Source organism: Spongiactinospora rosea, from assembly GCF_003315795.1.
Lineage (GTDB): Bacteria > Actinomycetota > Actinomycetes > Streptosporangiales > Streptosporangiaceae > Spongiactinospora > Spongiactinospora rosea.
The window spans coordinates 14263-30685 of the sequence record NZ_QMEY01000031.1; the positions used below are offsets into that span (position 1 = coordinate 14263).

The 16423-nt window shown below is 71.9% G+C and carries 14 protein-coding genes; 10 read left to right on the forward strand and 4 right to left on the reverse strand.

Features of this window, described 5'->3' with window-relative positions:
• Window positions 1-195: 195 nt before the first annotated feature.
• Genes DP939_RS39670 through DP939_RS39680 form a run of 3 tightly spaced genes read right to left on the reverse strand, consistent with a single transcriptional unit; the run spans window position 196 to window position 4012 of the window.
• Window positions 196-1758 (reverse strand): prenyltransferase/squalene oxidase repeat-containing protein, encoded by a 1563-nt coding sequence (locus tag DP939_RS39670; protein ID WP_225878773.1) that lies wholly within the window; start codon window positions 1756-1758, stop codon window positions 196-198.
• Window positions 1755-2654 carry a terpene synthase family protein gene (locus tag DP939_RS39675; RefSeq protein WP_225878774.1) on the reverse strand — a complete coding sequence of 300 codons (900 nt, stop codon included), beginning with the start codon at window positions 2652-2654 and terminating at the stop codon, window positions 1755-1757. Before DP939_RS39675 ends, DP939_RS39670 begins: the two co-directional genes overlap by 4 nt.
• Window positions 2651-4012, reverse strand: coding sequence for a cytochrome P450 (locus DP939_RS39680; RefSeq protein ID WP_113986005.1), 1362 nt, complete (start codon window positions 4010-4012; stop codon window positions 2651-2653). The genes DP939_RS39675 and DP939_RS39680 overlap by 4 nt, the downstream gene beginning before the upstream one ends.
• 353 nt (window positions 4013-4365) lie before the next feature.
• Here DP939_RS39680 and DP939_RS39685 point away from each other — a divergent pair, with 353 nt between their 5' ends.
• The 10 genes from DP939_RS39685 (at window position 4366) to DP939_RS39730 (ending at window position 14160) form a co-directional block, all read left to right on the forward strand.
• Window positions 4366-5400, forward strand: coding sequence for a polyprenyl synthetase family protein (locus DP939_RS39685; RefSeq protein ID WP_113986006.1), 1035 nt, complete (start codon window positions 4366-4368; stop codon window positions 5398-5400).
• Between the two features lie 256 nt (window positions 5401-5656).
• Window positions 5657-6244: a pyridoxamine 5'-phosphate oxidase family protein gene (locus DP939_RS39690; protein ID WP_225878775.1), complete on the forward strand. Its 588-nt coding sequence runs from the start codon at window positions 5657-5659 to the stop codon at window positions 6242-6244.
• 4 nt (window positions 6245-6248) lie between these two features.
• Complete coding sequence (locus DP939_RS39695) at window positions 6249-7400, forward strand: globin domain-containing protein (protein WP_113986008.1); 1152 nt, start codon at window positions 6249-6251, stop codon at window positions 7398-7400.
• A gap of 53 nt (window positions 7401-7453) precedes the next feature.
• Entirely contained in the window at window positions 7454-8353 is a 900-nt protein-coding gene (locus DP939_RS39700) for a sulfotransferase family protein (protein ID WP_199565715.1), read from the forward strand.
• Window positions 8354-8409: 56 nt separating this feature from the next.
• Window positions 8410-9297, forward strand: a complete 888-nt coding sequence (locus DP939_RS39705; RefSeq protein ID WP_113986010.1) for a sulfotransferase family protein — start codon at window positions 8410-8412, stop codon at window positions 9295-9297.
• The gene (locus tag DP939_RS39710) at window positions 9294-9749 is read left to right on the forward strand and encodes a hypothetical protein (RefSeq protein WP_113986011.1); all 456 of its coding nucleotides are present in this window, start codon (window positions 9294-9296) and stop codon (window positions 9747-9749) included. The genes DP939_RS39705 and DP939_RS39710 overlap by 4 nt, the downstream gene beginning before the upstream one ends.
• Entirely contained in the window at window positions 9746-10903 is a 1158-nt protein-coding gene (locus DP939_RS39715; protein WP_113986012.1) for a glycosyltransferase family 4 protein, read from the forward strand. The genes DP939_RS39710 and DP939_RS39715 overlap by 4 nt, the downstream gene beginning before the upstream one ends.
• A gap of 35 nt (window positions 10904-10938) precedes the next feature.
• Window positions 10939-11532, forward strand: a complete 594-nt coding sequence (locus DP939_RS39720; RefSeq protein WP_158578952.1) for a glycoside hydrolase family 25 protein — start codon at window positions 10939-10941, stop codon at window positions 11530-11532.
• Window positions 11533-11575: 43 nt separating this feature from the next.
• Window positions 11576-13549: a threonine--tRNA ligase gene (thrS, locus tag DP939_RS39725; protein ID WP_113986014.1), complete on the forward strand. Its 1974-nt coding sequence runs from the start codon at window positions 11576-11578 to the stop codon at window positions 13547-13549.
• A gap of 47 nt (window positions 13550-13596) precedes the next feature.
• Entirely contained in the window at window positions 13597-14160 is a 564-nt protein-coding gene (locus DP939_RS39730) for an HIT family protein (protein WP_225878776.1), read from the forward strand.
• A 13-nt stretch (window positions 14161-14173) separates the two neighbouring features.
• Here DP939_RS39730 and DP939_RS46550 read toward each other — a convergent pair whose 3' ends face one another.
• Window positions 14174-16333 carry a hypothetical protein gene (locus tag DP939_RS46550; RefSeq protein WP_158578953.1) on the reverse strand — a complete coding sequence of 720 codons (2160 nt, stop codon included), beginning with the start codon at window positions 16331-16333 and terminating at the stop codon, window positions 14174-14176.
• Window positions 16334-16423: the final 90 nt, after the last annotated feature.

The following is a 16423-nucleotide window of genomic DNA, read 5'->3' on the forward strand; positions in this document are numbered from 1 at the left end:
ACGGGCGGAAACCCGCAGCTCATGATCACGGCGATGCGGAATCACCGAAGGACCGGTGGAACGAGCACACGGCAGGCAGCCGACACCGGCCTCAGGAACCTTAGCAATCACGCTAAAGCTGCTCAAGTCAACATTGCAGACGGCGGCTAATGTCCATTTATGTCGTTTTGCAGAAAGCTTGGGTGGTAAGTCCCTTTACAGGGGGTTTGACGGCGAGTTGCGGCCGCCGGCATGAAGGGCCGCCAGCGCCGCCGCGCGTATGATCGCCGGCGGCGCGTACAGGTCCTTGTCGTGCCACAGCGGGGTGTCGTCCGGCGAGTCCAGCCGCGCCCGGATGTACTCCCGCCCGCGCTCGGCGGCCCGCCCGCGCCGGGCGTCCGGCGACGGGTCGGTCATGGCCAGGGTCTGGACGGCATAGGCGGTCTCCTCCACCGTCCCCGACCATGTTCCCCACGAGCCGTCGGGCCGCTGGGTGGCCATGACCCAGTCCGCGGCACGCCGTACCGCCCCGGCCGACCGCGCCCCGCCGAACTCGGCCAGGGCCAGGGCGCAACAGGCCGTCGCGTAGTACGGAGAGGCGTGCCACCGGTCGGACCAGGCCCCTTCCGGACTCTGCTGTTCGCGCAGCCAGTCCGACACTTTCCCGATCGCGGCCCGGTATCGGCCGCGCGGTTCCGCGCTGCCGCTGACGTACATGCCGAAAGCGTCAAGGACATGCGCGTTAACGGTGGGCGAAACTCCCTCCTCGCCCTGCCAGGTACAGAAATGCGTGTCCACCTCGTAGGCCCAGAGGCCCGCCGGTTCATAGGGCATGCCGAGCAGCGACAGCGAGTAGAGCGCCACCGCCGTGGTGTCGGCGTCGGCGGGCAGTCCCGGCCCGGCGGCGGTGCCGGCGTGCCCGCTGGCCGCGCCCAGGCTCCACAGCACCTCCTCCGGGATCTGTGGCCTGATCCCCGCCCTGACCAGGGAGCTCAGCACCCACCCCCGCTCGAAGACGGTCACCGGCATCCCGCACGGCACCGGCCCTCCGTGCCTGCGCACGACCGACTCCAGGTGCCGCCGGGCGGTGTCGCTGGGCTCGATGGCGGGCTGCACCGCCAGCCAGGCGGCCGTCGCCGCCGGGGAGGCCCCGACCGACCCGATCGACGTGGGCCGCACGCCGAGACCGGCCACCGCCTCGCCCGCCACCTCCAGCGCGTGCAGCATCTTCTCCGGCAGCGCGGGCCGCGCGGCCAGCGACTCCCGGTAGCGGGCGAGCCGGGACAGGCCCGCCCGCGCGGGCGGGGCCAGGCGCGCGCCGTGCCAGCGGGCCAGGGGCGCCTCCAGGTCGGCGCACAGCCCGCCCAGGTGGCGGTCGAGGCGTTCGACCAGGGAGGCCACGATCAGCTCGATCGCGGGCATGTCCGGGATCGGGAACGGATAGGAGGCGGCCGACCAGGTGAAGAGCAGCCGCAGCCCGCGGTCGATCGCCTCGGCCAGCCGGCCTCCGCTGCCCCACCGCCCGGCCTCGGTCAGCAGCGCCTCGGTGGCGCCCAGCGTCGGCACGAGCGCGTACCCGCCGGGACCGCCCCAGCCACCGTCGGCCCGCTGGACGTCCAGCAGGTAGTCCACCCGTTCGGCGTGCCCGATCAGCCAGGGCGCGAGGGTCACCAGCCGGCTGGTCTCGTACACCGAGGGCGAGACGCGGCCCCACGGCTCGGTGACGAGGTCGGTGACGAGCTTGCCCGCCTCCGCGGCGAGGTCCACCCGCACGGTCACAGCCGCCCCCAGTAGTCGGCGAGCTGGTAGAACCCGGCGCAGAAGTCCATCTGGCGCTCCAGGTAGTCCGCCAGGTCCGGGCGGCAGGCCCGTACCGGATCCAGGAGTTCCCGGGCCCGGGTGGCCAGCTCGGCCGAGAGGGCCAGCACCTGCTCCCGGTCGCGGCCGAGCATTAGCGCGTTGAGGTCACCCCAGTCGGCGTCCCGCTCGTGGCTGCCCAGGTCGTTGAGCAGCCGGATGACCCGCTGCACGGCGGCGCTCGCCGCCCGCACGGCCTCGATCTCCTCAGGCGAGGGCGCGGCCGAAGTCGTCGCGATCCAGTGCGTGGTGAAGACGAAGGAGAAGCCGAGATTGTCGGCGTTGTCGAGATATCGGGTGAAATCCGGGACGACGCCCTCCGCCTTCCAGGTGAGTTCCACGGTCATCGCGTCGAGCATGTGCCGCAGGTCCTCGCGCCAGACGTGCCCGAGGGCGGCGAAGGCGGGCAGTTCCGCGAGTTCCGCCCGGATCTCGGCCAGGAAGCGGGCGAGGTCGTCGCCCGCGCCGGGCGGCGCCCCCTCCGCGACGGCCAGGCAGCGCCGTGTCGTCTCCTGAACCTCCTCCGGCCCGGTGGCCAGGTAGTCCATCAGCCAGTCCAGCGCGAAGCACCACAGGCACGCCCGGTTGGCCATGCGCAGGTCCGCCGCCCGCGACCACGGGCCGCTGAACGCCGACGCGAGGGTCAGCGTGCTGTACAGGGCCGCGTCGAACGGCTTGGCGGAGAACAGGCCGGGGTACTCCTCCGCCCACGCGCGCATGTCGCGCTGGAGCGTCCCGGCGACCGCGCACACCTTCCCGATCTCTGCGGGGCCCAGGGAGGTCGCCCGGACGCCGCCACCGGCGGTGAGCCCGCTCACCGGCCCGTCCGCCGGTGCAGGGTCATCCATACGCGCCTGCGGGTCCGCAGTGACGCGGCGGCGCGCGGGGTCACCCGATCCCCCTCCAGCAGCCGGGGCCGGAAACGGCTCAGCAGACCGGCCACGATGAGCAGCGCCTCGATGTCGAAGACGTGCGTGCCCAGGCACTGGTGCGGGCCGCCGCCGAAGGGGAAGTAGGCGTAGCGGTGCCGCGCCCCGGCGTGCGCCTCGGCGAACCGCTCGGGATCGAACCTCAGCGGGTCCTCCCAGAACTCCCCGAGCCGGTGGGTGAGATAGGGGCTGATGAGCACGTTCGCCCCGGCCTGCAGGCGCACCCCGCCCATCACGTCGTCGCGCACCACCATCCGCGGGAGCAGCCAGCCGACCGGATACAGCCTCAGCAGTTCCTGCACGACCATCCGGGTGTAGCGCAGGGCGGGCAGGTGGTCGGGGGTGACCCGCTCATCGCCGACCACCTCGTCGATCTCCGCGTGCAGCCGGGCGGCGACGTGCGGGTTCTCGGCGAGGACCGGCCACAGCCAGGTCAGGGCGACGGAGGTGGTCTCCGTCCCGGCCGCGAACATCGCCACCATGTTGTCGCGCACCCACTGGTCGTCCAGTTCGCCGCCGCTCGCGTCCCGGGCCCGGCACAGCACGGCGAAGATGTCGTCGCCCTCGGGCGGGGCGGCCGGGTGCCGGGCGACCAGCGGGCGCATCACGCTGTCGAACGTCCGCACCGCCTGGTGGAACGCCCGGTCGCCGGGCAGCGGCACCCGGTGCGGCACCAGCGGCAGCAGCAGCCGCGAGACGATGGACAGGGCGATCTTGTCATGCGCCGGGATGAGCCGGGTGCTCTCCTCGTCGGTGATCCTGCGGTCGAAGAAGGCCGCGATGACGGTCCGGTTGACCAGCTGCGCCATGAAGTCCGCCGCGTCGATCGTGGCGGGGGAGGCGGGGACCAGCTCGTCGATCGCCTCGGCCACCGTCGTGGCCATGAGCCCGATCAGGGAGTCCACGTTGCGCGCGGTGAAAACGGGTTGCAGGACCTTCCTGCTGGTGTGCCAGGACGGGCCGTCGGACAGGACGCCGTCGCCGAACAACCGGTGCAGCGGCCGCCAGAAGACGCCCTCGCGCGTGTAGTTCGCCGCGTTCCCCCGGAACACCTGCTGGACGTGGTCGGGATGGGTGACCAGATAGGGCCGGAACGTCCCGAGGTCCAGCCGCACGATCTCGCCTGCCGCCTCGGCGGACATCGCTTCGAGCGCGGCGATCGGGTCGCGGACGAGGCGGGGCACGATGCGATGGAAGGGGAGTGTCCTGGCCGGGCGGGCGGGCCGCGCGGTGGCAGAGATCGGCATGCTGGGAAGTTCCTCACCTGGTGCGATTACGTGGCGTGCGAATATGGGCGCGCTTTGTGACTGAACCTGTGCGTGGAAATGCCGAACGACGTGCTGGGGAAATGGGAATGACGGGCTGCGGGTGGGGCCGGTCGATCTTGACCCTCGCCCTCGACTGCTAGTTCACGGATGCTTGCGTGAAGTATCACATGATCTACCAAAGGTGAACAAGATCTACCAAGCTGGGGTTCTGATGCTAATAATTGGTATTAGTGTCTTTGGTAACCGTCTGTAGCTGTATGGTCACGCACATGTATACGGGGTACGTTGGGGATCTTCGGTTGCAGAGCGCATGGCGAACGTGAGGTTGCTTCGTGGCACTTGACGCCTCCCCGGCTTTTCCCAGGTCGATCGCGCGAACCCAGGCACTGGTGCGGCCGGCGCTGCACGAGGCGGTACGCACTCTGCACCCGTGGCAGGCGGAGATCGCCTCCTATGCCTTCGGCTGGGCGGGCGATGAGGGAGGACGGACCGGCTCGGGCGGGAAGGGGCTGCGGCCCGCGCTCGTCGTGCTGTGCGCGCAGGGCGTCGGCGTGCCCGCCGCCACCGCAGTCCCCGCGGCGGTGGCCGTGGAGCTGGTGCACGCCTTCTCACTGATCCACGACGACATCATCGACGGCGACGAGCGCAGGCGGCACCGCGAGACGGTGTGGAAGGTGTACGGCGTCGGCCCCGCGCTGCTGGCGGGCGACGGCCTGCTGGCGCTGGCGATGCGGACCCTCGCGATGGCCCCCGGATCCGAGCGGGCCACCCGCCACCTGTCGGCCGCGCTGATGGAGATCGTCCACGGGCAGACCGACGACGTGCTGTTCGAGGAGCGCGCCTGGACCGGCGGCGAGGCGGTCAGCGTCGAGGAGTACGCCGGGATGGCCGGCGGCAAGTCCGGGGCGCTGTTCGCGTGCGCCGCCGCCCTGGGCGCGGTGCTCGGCGGCGTACGGCCGGCCGTGGTGGACCGGCTCACCGAGATGGGCAGGCACCTGGGCATCGCGCTGCAGATCGTGGACGACCTGCTCGGCCTCTGGGGCGAGCAGGAGGTGATGGGCAAGCCGGTGCTGAGCGACCTGCGGCGGCGCAAGAAGACCCTGCCGGTCGTGGCGGCGCTGGCCGCGCCGGGCGCGCCCGCGCGGCGGCTGGCGGGCCTGCTGGACGACGCGCCGCGCGAGGGCGGCCAGGAGGCGCTGCGCGCCGCGGCGCGACTGATCGAGGAGGCCGGGGGCAGGGGGCTGGCGGAACGGCAGGCGGACGAGCGCGTCGAGGCCGCGCTGCGGATCGCGGACGAGGTCCTGGAGCGCTCGGTGGCGGCCGATCTGCGGGCGTACGCCGCGTACCTGGTACGTCGCGATAGGTAACGCAGAGTACAGTAATTCGGACATTTCACCCACTGCCATCACTGTGAGTAAATATCGTAGTTTGGGAAGCTGGTTGCGTTTCCGCAGACCAGACAGAACTTCGTCAGGTTTTGTACGGATCTATGTGGTCATGGTTTATGATCCATCACTTATTGCGGCACTAGCCGCGCGCCCGCAGCCTTACGGAGGGGGAGTGCGAGTGGGGCACGACTCGCGAACGGACGACTGCAACCTGCCCGGATCACACGGAGAGCATGTGCTCCAGTCCCTGTTCGCCACCGGGGAACGGGCCGAGAACTTCTACCGTCGCCAGTTCACCGAGCGCCTGACGCACGAGATGCGGGAGTTCATCGCCCGTCAGGAGATGGCCTTCGTCGGCACCGCCGACGCGGCGGGCAACTGCGACACCACCTTCAGGTCGGGCCCGGCCGGGTTCGTGCGGGTGCTCGACGACACCACGCTCGTCTACCCCGAGTTCCGCGGCAACGGGGTGCTGGCCAGCCTCGGCAACATCCTGGAGAACCCGCACATCAGCCTGCTGTTCGTGGACTTCTTCGACGACCTCGCCGGACTGCACGTGAACGGCAGGGCCACCATCACGACCGCGCTGGACGCCGCCCGCCGGTACGGCCTCGACGACGACGACCGCACCTCGCCGGGCCGCCGGGTCGAGCGCTGGGTCAAGGTGGACGTGGAGGAGGCGTACATCCACTGCTCCAAGCACATCCCCCGGCTGGCCAGGAAGGACCGCAGGGACGGACCCCGCCCCGCGGCGGGCGATCACTTCGGGGTGGCGCGAGCGCGCGCCGGGGCGTCGCCGCGCGACGGAAACGGGCCGCTCTGACGCCATGGCCATCGACACCGCCCTGATCCGCCGTAGCTGGTCCCTGGTCGAACCGCGCCAGAGCAAGGTCGCCGCCGACTTCTACGCCCTGCTGTTCTCCCGCTATCCGCAGGTCAGGGGCATGTTCCCGGCCGCCATGGACCTTCAGCGCGATCGTCTGCTGCACGCGCTCACCCGGGTGGTGCTGAGCCTCGGTGAGATCGAGGGGCTGAGCGCCTACCTGGGACAACTCGGCCGCGACCACCGCAAGTACGGCGTGGTGCCCGAGCACTATCCGATGCTCGGCGCCTGCCTGATCACCGCCATGCGGGTGAACGCGGGGGGGAACTGGCTGCCCGCCTACGACCAGGCGTGGGCGGCGGCCTACGACCTTGTCGCCCGGGTGATGGCCGAGGCGGCGGAGCGGGACTCCCACACGGCCCCGCCGTACTGGACGGCGACCGTGGTCGGGCACGAGCTGCGCTCCCACGACCTCGCGGTGATCGTGCTGCGGCCGAGCCACCCGTACCTCTTCCAGGCCGGGCAGTACACCACCGTGCAGACCCCGCAGTGGCCCCGGGTGTGGCGGCCCTACTCGATCGCGAACCCGCCCCGCGAAGACAACCTGATCTCCCTGCACGTGCGGGTGGTCCCCGGCGGCTGGGTCAGCACGGCGCTGGCCCACCGCACCGCCGTGGGCGACACCGTGTACCTCGGACCGCCGCGCGGGTCGATGGTGCTCAGCCGCTCCACCGCCTCCCACCTGGTCTTCATCGCGGGCGGCACCGGCCTGGCGCCGCTCAAGGCGATCATCGAGGAGACCGCGTGGATGCACGAGCGGCCCTCGGTGGACCTCTTCCACGGCGTGCGGCTGCGCAGCCAGGCGTACGACCTGCCCGACCTGCTCCGGCTGCGCGAGCAGCACGGCCGGATGAGGTTCGTGCTCGCGGTCTCCGACGATCCGGCGCACCCGCCCAGGGAGAGCGTCGCCGACACCATCGCCAGGCACCGCCTCCCGGCCGACAGCGAAATCTTCATCTGTGGCTCGCCCGGTATGGTGCAGGCGTGCACGGCCCGGTTGCTGCGGCTGGGCATACCGGGGCACAACGTTCATATGGAGGCCGTGGACGAGGGCGGACTCGCGCTGCCCTGGGCCGCGCCCTCCGTCGGCCGCTAACGCACAGGTGCAGTTAACCCTCCGGTAACCGGCGCTTTCTACCCTGCATGGCCATGAGCTGGAAGCGTAAGGTCAACGCGACCCTGGAAGGGATCACCGGTTACAACCTCACGAGGGCCGAGCGGCTGGCGCGCAAGCCGCCGCCGCCCCCGCGGGTCCCCCGGTCGGCCCTGCTGCCGCCGCGGATGGCCGGCGACGAGGTACGCGGACCGGCCGAGGCGGCCGACCGGCTGATCCCCGGCCCGGTGTTCGTGCTCTCCGCGGTCAGGTCCGGCTCGACCCTGCTGCGCGTCATGCTGAACAGCCACTCCCAGATCCACGCGCCGCACGAGATGCACGTACGGCGGATCACCGTGAACCTCCCCACCGAGCCGGTCCAGCAGGCCATGCGTGCGCTCGGCCACACCCACAGCGACGTGGAGCACCTGGTCTGGGACCGCATGCTGCACCGTGAGCTGGCCAGGAGCGGCAAGAGCATCCTGGTGGAGAAGACCCCGAGCAACGTGTTCGCCTACCGGCGGCTCGCGGCCTGCTGGCCCGAGGCGAAGTTCATCTTCCTGCTGCGCCACCCGCTGTCCATCGCCACCTCCTGGCACGAGGCCGACCCGGAGGCCCGGCCGATGCCCGAGGCCGTCCGGCACACCTACCAGTACATGAAGTACCTGGAGGAGGCCATGGGCGAACTCTCCGGCCTGCGCCTGACCTACGAGCAACTGACCGGCGACCCCGCGACCCACACCAAGCGCATCTGCGCCTTCCTCGGCGTGGACTGGGAGCCGGGCATGCTGCACTACGGCGACCACACGCACGGCGACTTCGTCAAGGGCATCGGCGACTGGCGGGACAAGATCCGCAGCGGGACCGTGCAGCCGGGCCGCCCGCTGCCCGCCGAGGACGAGATCCCGCCCGAACTGATCGATGTGTGCAGGAGCTGGGGGTACCTCTCCGCGTAGCGGGAAATCGGGGTTACCCAGGCAACGCTCAGGATCCGTTGTTAACCTCCCCGTTCATGAATTGGAAGCGCAAGGTCAACGAAACCGTCGGTGGACTGACCGGATTCCGCTTCAGCCGCGTCCAGGCCACCGGCGCGGCCGTCCCCGAGCGCGCGGCGGCGACCTTGCCCGCGCGGCCCGCCGCCGCGGCGGACGAACTCGTGCGCCCGCCCGCCGATCCCGGCCACGACCGCCTGGTCGCGCCGGTGTTCCTGCTGTCGCCCGTCCGGTCGGGATCGACGCTGCTCCGGGTGATCCTGAACGCGCACACCCGGATCCACGCCCCCCACGAGCTGCACGTCCGGCGGCTGACCGTCGGATTCGGCACCTCGCTCGCGGAGAAGGCCATGGACGCCCTCGGGCACAACCAGGCCGACCTGGAGCACCTGCTGTGGGACCGGCTGCTGCACCGCGAGCTGGTGCGCTCGGGCAAGGGCATCATCGTGGACAAGACCCCGGCCAACGCCTTCGCCTACAAGCGGCTGCGCACCTGCTGGCCGCAGGCCCGGTTCATCTTCCTGCTGCGCCACCCGGTGTCCATCGCCACCTCCTGGCACGAGGCCGCCCCCGACCGGCGGGACATGGACGCCGCCATCGCCGACGCGCTGCGCTACATGAAGGCGGTGCAGCGCGCCCGCACCGCGCTGACCGGCCTGACCGTCCGCTACGAGGACCTGACCGAGGACCCGGCGCGGGAGACCCGGCGCATCTGCGAGTTCCTGGACGTCGAGTGGGAGGCCGGGATGCTCGAATACGGCGGGGAGGCCCGGTTCGTCAAGGGCCTCGGCGACTGGAAGGACAAGATCCGCTCGGGCGCGGTGCAGCCCGGGCGGGAGCTTCCCCGGCCGGAGGACGTCCCCGCCCCGCTCAAGGAGATCTGCGCCGCCTGGGGTTACGAGGCATGAGCGAGCAGTTCACGCAGGCCGCCGCGCACGCCGAGGTGGAGCAGGTCTGGCCCGAGAACGGCGAGATCCGCGTGCTGGGCCGCCTGCACGGCCTGACCGCCGCCGCGCCGCAGGAGGGCTGGCTGGTCCAGTGCGCGCTGCGCGAGCCGCGCGGCCTGTGCCTGGAACACCCGGCGTCGGTGTCCGGCGAGGCGTTCGAGGCCGTCGTGCCCATCGCCGCCCTGGCCCCGCCCGAGGCCCCCGGCAAGGGCGTCTGGGACGTCCACCTCGTCAACGGCGGCGAACGGCTTCGCGTGGGACGGCGGCTGGACGACATCCGCGCGAAGAACACCATCATGATCTACCCGGCGCAGACCTTCCCCGCGGGCGGCGGCCAGGTCGAGGTGCGTCCCCGCTACACGGTCCACGAGAACCTGTCGATCGACTACCAGCGGGTGGCGGGGACCGCATGAAGATCCGATATCTGCTGCTGCACGCCTACGGGATGGGCGGCACCATCCGCACGGTGATCACCCAGGCCAACGCGATGGCCGCGGCCGGGCACGACGTCGAGCTGGTCAGCGTCGTACGGCGGCGCGAGGAGCCCCAGTTCGCCATCGACCCCCGGGTCCGGCTGTCGGCCCTGGCCGATCAGCGCGCGGGGGTGCGGGAGCCGAGCCTGGCCGCCCGGCTGGCGCGCAGGCTGCGCGGCGGGGCCGTGCCGAGGGGCGAGTTCGCCGCCCACTACTTCACCCCGGCCGTCGAACGTGCCGTCGCCTCCTACATCGCCCGGCTCACCGACGGCGTGCTGGTCACCACCCGGCCCGCGCTCAACCTGCTCTCGGCCAGGCACGCGGGCCCCGGCGTGGTACAGGTCGCCCAGGAACACATGAACCTTTCCACGCACCGGCCCGCCGTACGGGACGCGGTGCTGCGCAACTACGCGAAGTTCGACGCGGTCGTGGTCCTCACCGAAGGCGACCGCAGGGAGTACCAGGAGGCCATCCCCGGCGCGCGGGTGGAGCGCATCCCCAACTCGGTGCACTCCCTGGACCAGCCCTTCTCCGACCAGACCGGCAAGATCGTGCTGGCCGCCGGGCGGCTGTACCCGCAGAAGGGCTTCGACCTGCTGCTGCCCGCCTGGGCCGAGGTCGTCCGCGACCACCCGGACTGGCAGTTGCGGATCTTCGGCACCGGCCCGAGGAAGGACCGGCTGCGCGGCCAGATCGAACAGCTCCGGCTCTACAACCACGCCTTCCTGATGGGCCGCTCGGAGCACTTCCACGACGAGCTGACCAAGGCGTCGGTTTTCGTGCTCAGCTCCCGCTTCGAGGGGCTGCCGATGGTGATGATCGAGGCCATGTCGCACGCGCTGCCGATCGTCAGCTTCGACTGCCCGACCGGCCCCGCCGACGTCATCACGCACGGCCGGGAGGGCCTGCTGGTGCCGCCGAAGGACGTTCCGGGCCTGGCCGCGGCGCTGAAGACGGTGATCGGCGACCGGGAACTGCGCGAGCGGATGGGCGCGCGGGCCGCCAAGACGGTCGCCGCTTACGCCCCGGCCTCGGTCATGCCACGCTGGGAGGCGTTGTTCTCCGAGCTGAGCGCGGCGCGATCCGGGAGCTGACCGCCGCGTTCCGGCCCTTACGGGGGGAGGTGCGCGTGCTGAGGGGCATCGACGTGTCCGACTGGCAGAGCGCCGTGGACTGGGCCGCCCGCGCGGGGGAGGGCGTCGCCTTCGGGTTCGCGCGGGCGAGCGAGGGCGACGCCGTGACCGACAGGCGGTTCGCGGGCCACTGGGCGGCGATGCGCGAGCACGGCCTGGTACGCGGGGCCTATCACGTCGCCCGGCCCGACACCGATCCGGCGGCCCAGGCCCGGCGCTTCCTCGGCGTCGTGGTGGCGGGCGGATCGGCACAGGGCGACCTGCTCGCCCTCGTCCTGGACCGCGCCCGCGGCGTCGAGCCGGCCGGGGTGTCGGCCTTCGCGCTGGAGTGGTGCCGCGCGGTGGAGCGCGAATGCGGCGTACGTCCTTTCGTCCACACGTTCGCCGCCTTCGCCAGGGAGGGCAACTGCGCCGGGCTCGGCGGTCACCCGCTGTGGATCTCCTCGCCCGGCAGGCCGCAGGGCGATCCGGAGGTCCCCGCGCCCTGGCGGGAGTGGCGGATCCACCAGTACGCGCACAGCCCGCTGGACCTCAACGTGTTCGCGGGCACCAGGGGTGACCTGACCGCGCTGGGTCTTCGCCACCGGTAACATGCGGTGTACTCAGTCGTCCTGTAGCGATCTAGGAGAAACCGTGTCTGCCGTGGCGCACCTTCGCATCACCCTCGCCGGAGCCGAGCGTGCGGTGGCGGCGGGCACGACGTACGGCGAGGCGCTGTCGGCCGACGGCACGACGGTCATCGCCGCCCGCGCCGACGGCGAGCTGAAAGACCTCGCCGCCGAGGTCGCCGACGGCCAGGCCATCGAGCCGGTGGAGATCGGCAGCGACGACGGCAGGGCGATCCTGCGCCACTCCACCGCGCACGTCATGGCCCAGGCCGTGCAGGACCTCTTCCCGCACGCCAGGCTGGGCATCGGCCCGCCGGTGGAGAACGGGTTCTACTACGACTTCGACGTCGAGCAGCCGTTCACCCCCGACGACCTCAAGCGCATCGAGAAGCGGATGCGCGAGATCGTCAAGCAGGGCCAGGCGTTCTCCCGGCGGCCGGTGACCGACGGCGACGCGCGCGAGGAACTGGCCGCCGAGCCGTACAAGCTGGAGCTGATCGGGCTCAAGGGCGGCGCGGCCGACGCGGGCGAGGGCGCGAGCGTGGAGGTCGGCGCGGGCGAGCTGACGATCTACGACAACCTCGACCCCAAGACCGGCGAGCGCCGCTGGCGCGACCTGTGCCGCGGCCCGCACCTGCCGACCACCCGGGTCATCCCCGCCTTCAAGCTGATGCGCACCGGCGGCGCCTACTGGCGCGGCAGCGAGAAGAACCCGCAGCTCCAGCGCATCTACGGCACCGCCTGGGAGTCGCGCGAGGCGCAGGACGCCTACCTGACCATGCTGGCCGAGGCCGAAAAGCGCGACCACCGCAAGCTCGGCAGCGAGCTGGACCTCTTCAGCTTCCCCGCCGAGATCGGCGGCGGGCTGGCCGTGTGGCACCCCAAGGGCGGCCGGGTGCGGCGGGTGATGGAGGAATACTCCCGGGTGCGGCACGAGGAGGCCGGCTACGAGTTCGTGGTCACCCCGCACCTCACCAAGTCCTCGCTGTTCGAGACCTCCGGCCACCTGGAGTGGTACGCCGACGGGATGTACCCGCCCATGGAGATGGAGGGCGCGAAGTACTACCCCAAGCCGATGAACTGCCCGTTCCACATCACGATCTTCAAGGCGCGCGGGCGGTCCTATCGTGAGCTGCCGCTGCGGATGTTCGAGCTGGGCACCGTCTACCGCTTCGAGAAGTCCGGCGTGCTGCACGGCCTGACCAGGGCGCGCGGCTTCACCCAGGACGACGCGCACATCTTCGTCACCCCCGACCAGCTCGCCGACGAGCTGGCCTCGCTGCTGCAGTTCATCATCGACCTGCTGCGCGACTACGGCCTGACCGAGTTCGAGGCGGAGCTGGCCACCCGGCCGGAGAAGTTCGTCGGCGACCCGGCCGAGTGGGACGAGGCGACGGCGGCGCTGCGGCACGCGCTGGACAAGTCCGGCGTCCCGTACATCGTGGCGGAGGGCGAGGGCGCGTTCTACGCCCCCAAGGTCGACGTGCACATCCGCGACGCCATCGGCCGCCGCTGGCAACTGTCCACCCTCCAGGTCGACTTCCAGCTCCCGCAGCGCTTCGACATGGAGTACCAGGCCGCCGACGGCACCCGCAGGCGGCCGTACATGATCCACCGGGCGCTGTTCGGGTCGGTGGAGCGGTTCTTCGCGATCCTGCTGGAGCACTACGCGGGCGCGATGCCGCCGTGGCTGGCCCCCGTCCAGGTCGTCGGCATCCCCATCGCCGACGCCCACGTCCCGCACCTCAAGGCGGTCGCCGAAAAGCTCGCGGCCCGGGGCATCAGGGTCGAGGTGGACGAGGGCGACGAGCGAATGCAGAAGAAGATCCGCAACGCCCAGAAGGCCAAGGTCCCGTTCATGCTGCTGGCCGGTGACGACGACGTCGCCGCGAACGCGGTGTCCTTCCGCTACCGCAGCGGCGAGCAGAAGAACGGCGTGCCCGTGGACGAGGCGATCGGGGAGATCGTCGACGCCGTGGCCCGGCGCGTCCAGGTCTGACGCCCTCGCGCCCCGCGCCCGCGCCGGCACGCCCTATGCTGCTTGGCATGCACGACAGCGACCCGATCGAACAGGCGGGCGCGGGCGCCCCGGACAACTTCCAGCGGCTGTGGACCCCGCACCGGATGGCCTACATCAAGGGCGAGGGCAAGCCCGGGGGCACCGGGCCCGACGACGGCTGCCCGTTCTGCGAGATCCCCAAGCTGGACGACACCGAAGGGCTGATCATCGCCCGCGGCGGGTCGGTGTACGCGGTGCTCAACCTCTATCCGTACAACTCCGGCCACCTGATGGTCTGCCCCTACCGGCACGTCTCCGACTACGCCGACCTCGACGACCAGGAGACCGCCGAACTGGCCGCCTTCACCAAGAACGCGCTGACCGCGCTGCGCCGCGCGAGCGGCGCACAGGGCTTCAACGTGGGCATGAACCTCGGCGGCGTGGCCGGCGCGGGCATCGCCGCCCACCTGCACCAGCACGTGGTGCCCCGGTGGGGCGGCGACACCAACTTCATGCCGGTCGTCGGGCACACCAGGGTCCTGCCACAACTCCTCGCCGACACCCGCGACATGCTGGCCCAGGCCTGGCCCGCCCCCGGCGAGAAGCCCTGACGACGCCCCGGCTCTAGGCCGGTTTCGGGGTGACGGGCGGGGTGGCCGACAGGATCGAGCCGGGGGCCTCGTGGCCGCTGGAGGGGAGGGCGGCCACGCCCGCGGCGATCACCAGGGGGACGGCGAGGGCCAGGGCCATCGACAGGACCGCCGCGCCGGAGTCGTTGACCAGCATGCCGACCACGCCGCTGATCAGCGTGCCCACCAGCCCGGCGCGCAGTGCGGGGGAGTACTCGAAGGCGGCCGGTACGACGCCCGCGCTGGCCTGCCCCGGGTGGCGGACCGCGTACACCAGGAAGACCGCTGCGGTGATCAGGATCGGCATCAGGATCGGGTTGGCCATGGTGCCGATCATCGCGGCCAGCTTGCGCAGGATGACCTCGACCGCCTCGCCGCTCAGCACCTGGCCCACGAACCGCCCGAGGTGCGTCTGCGACGCGGGCGGGCGCAGGTAGTCCAGGAACGCGATGGACATCACCACGACCCCGCCGATGACGCAGAACACCGCCAGCTTGACCAGCGAGACCCGGCGGCCGGCGATCATCAGCGCGGTCACCGCGATGCCCGGGATGAACGCGATCACCCCGCCGAAGTCGCTGCCGATGCCCGGCCAGCCGCCCAGGATCATCGCGGTGCCGCCGAGCACCGCCACCGCCGCCACGGCCGCCGTCCGCCGGCCGCGCAGGAGGAGCAGGTGCGCCACCACGGTGGAGGCCAGCAGCACGCCCGTGGCCAGCAGCGCGAACGGGATGTTGCCCAGGCCGTAGTAGCGCGAGCCGACCACGGCGGTGTAGCCCATCACGCTGTTGAGCTGCAGGGTGGTGCCGGTGAGCAGGTCGGCGGCCAGGGCGAGGCCGGTGATCCCGGCCACCACCGCGAGCGGCCCGAGCGGGCTGCGCCGCCACGGACCGGCCAGTGCGACGGCGGCGATCAGCGCGGCGATCGCGACGATCACGCCGACGTGCGCCAGTAGCGGGCTGCCCGAGGCCGACCAGGGCACGAGGTTCACCAGCAGGCTGGCCACCGGCACCGAGGACAGCGCGACCGCCGCGGTGCGGACCCGGCCGAGGGCCTTCCTGCGCCGCATCAGCACGAACGCGGCCAGGTAGAACGCCACCTGCAACACCGCCAGGCCGAAGAAGAAGCCGGTCAGCATGCTCCTGATGGTCTGCCCGGCCGCGTCGTCGTCATCGAAGGCGGCGGCGGCCTGCTGGAGCGGCCCGGCCTCGCCCTGACCGGGCGTCCAGGGGGTGCCCACCACATTGGGCGGCGCGGCGACGCCAGCGGCGTGCAGCAGCGTTGCGGTGATGTCGGGGATGATCGTGACGTCGTCGAGCCGGGTGGAGGTGGTGCCCAGGGTGTGGCCCGCGGCCTCGGGGGCGCGCAGCATGGCGGCGCGCAGGTGGGGTACGGACCCGTGGTCGGACAGGCCCGCGACCAGGACGGTGGCGCCGGGCGGCAGCGCGGCCAGCACGGCCCCGGCCTTGGCGTCGGCGGCCCGGACCGCGGCGGCGCGCACGCCGGCCGCGACGGACTCCGCCTCACGCGGGATGTGACCGCCCGCCATGTACGGCCGGGCGATGTCGTCGATGTCGGCGGCCACCACGGGACACCCGCCCAGCGCGGCGGTGGTGAGCCCGTCGGCCGACGGCCGGTAGACATCGACCGCGCCGGAGCGGTCGGCGAGGGCCAGCGCCCCGCCGGGACCGATCGCGGCGGTGCACCGCCCGGCGGCCCGCAGCGCCTCGCCCAGCGCGCCAGCGTGCCGCTGCCGGGCGACGGAGTGCAGGTAGCCGTAGTCGGGGATGACCGCGCCCGCGCCGCGCGACTCGGGCACCGGAGGCAGCCCGCAGCGGTAGCCGACCGCCGAGCGGATGCCCGCCGAGACCGTCAGCCACCCGTCGTAGGGGCAGGTGACCGGGCCGACCGTGCGGATCGACAACGACCCGAGCGCGCTCTCGCCCGCCACCCTCCAGAGGTTCGGTGTCTCCCGCTCGCTCAGGTCGCTCCACCGCAGCCCCGGAACGCCGAGCAGCGCCACGACCCCCTGAGGGCCGGTGGCCCCCGCATCGGTGGTCGCCGCGTCCGTGGTCGCCGTATCCGCGGCCGCCCATGCGGGAGCGGCCGTGCCCAAGACGAGCGACGCCAGCAACGCGAGCAGTGTCCGCCTCACCAGAACCTCCCCCATGTCGCACAACATTCTGCCGGGTCTGATCCGCGGCACTGTACGCTGACGGCACGGTAGGGGAGGCGGAGGCCGCGC

What these genes read in the sequence shown, in the direction of transcription:
- DP939_RS39715 (WP_113986012.1), top strand. Translation starts at nt 9,746, where the DNA reads ATGAAGATCCGATATCTGCTGCTGCACGCCTACGGGATGGGCGGCACC.
- DP939_RS39730 (WP_225878776.1), top strand. Translation starts at nt 13,597, where the DNA reads ATGCACGACAGCGACCCGATCGAACAGGCGGGCGCGGGCGCCCCGGAC.
- DP939_RS39710 (WP_113986011.1), top strand. Translation starts at nt 9,294, where the DNA reads ATGAGCGAGCAGTTCACGCAGGCCGCCGCGCACGCCGAGGTGGAGCAG.
- DP939_RS39680 (WP_113986005.1), bottom strand. Translation starts at nt 4,012, where the DNA reads ATGCCGATCTCTGCCACCGCGCGGCCCGCCCGCCCGGCCAGGACACTC.
- DP939_RS39695 (WP_113986008.1), top strand. Translation starts at nt 6,249, where the DNA reads ATGGCCATCGACACCGCCCTGATCCGCCGTAGCTGGTCCCTGGTCGAA.
- DP939_RS39705 (WP_113986010.1), top strand. Translation starts at nt 8,410, where the DNA reads ATGAATTGGAAGCGCAAGGTCAACGAAACCGTCGGTGGACTGACCGGA.
- DP939_RS39700 (WP_199565715.1), top strand. Translation starts at nt 7,454, where the DNA reads ATGAGCTGGAAGCGTAAGGTCAACGCGACCCTGGAAGGGATCACCGGT.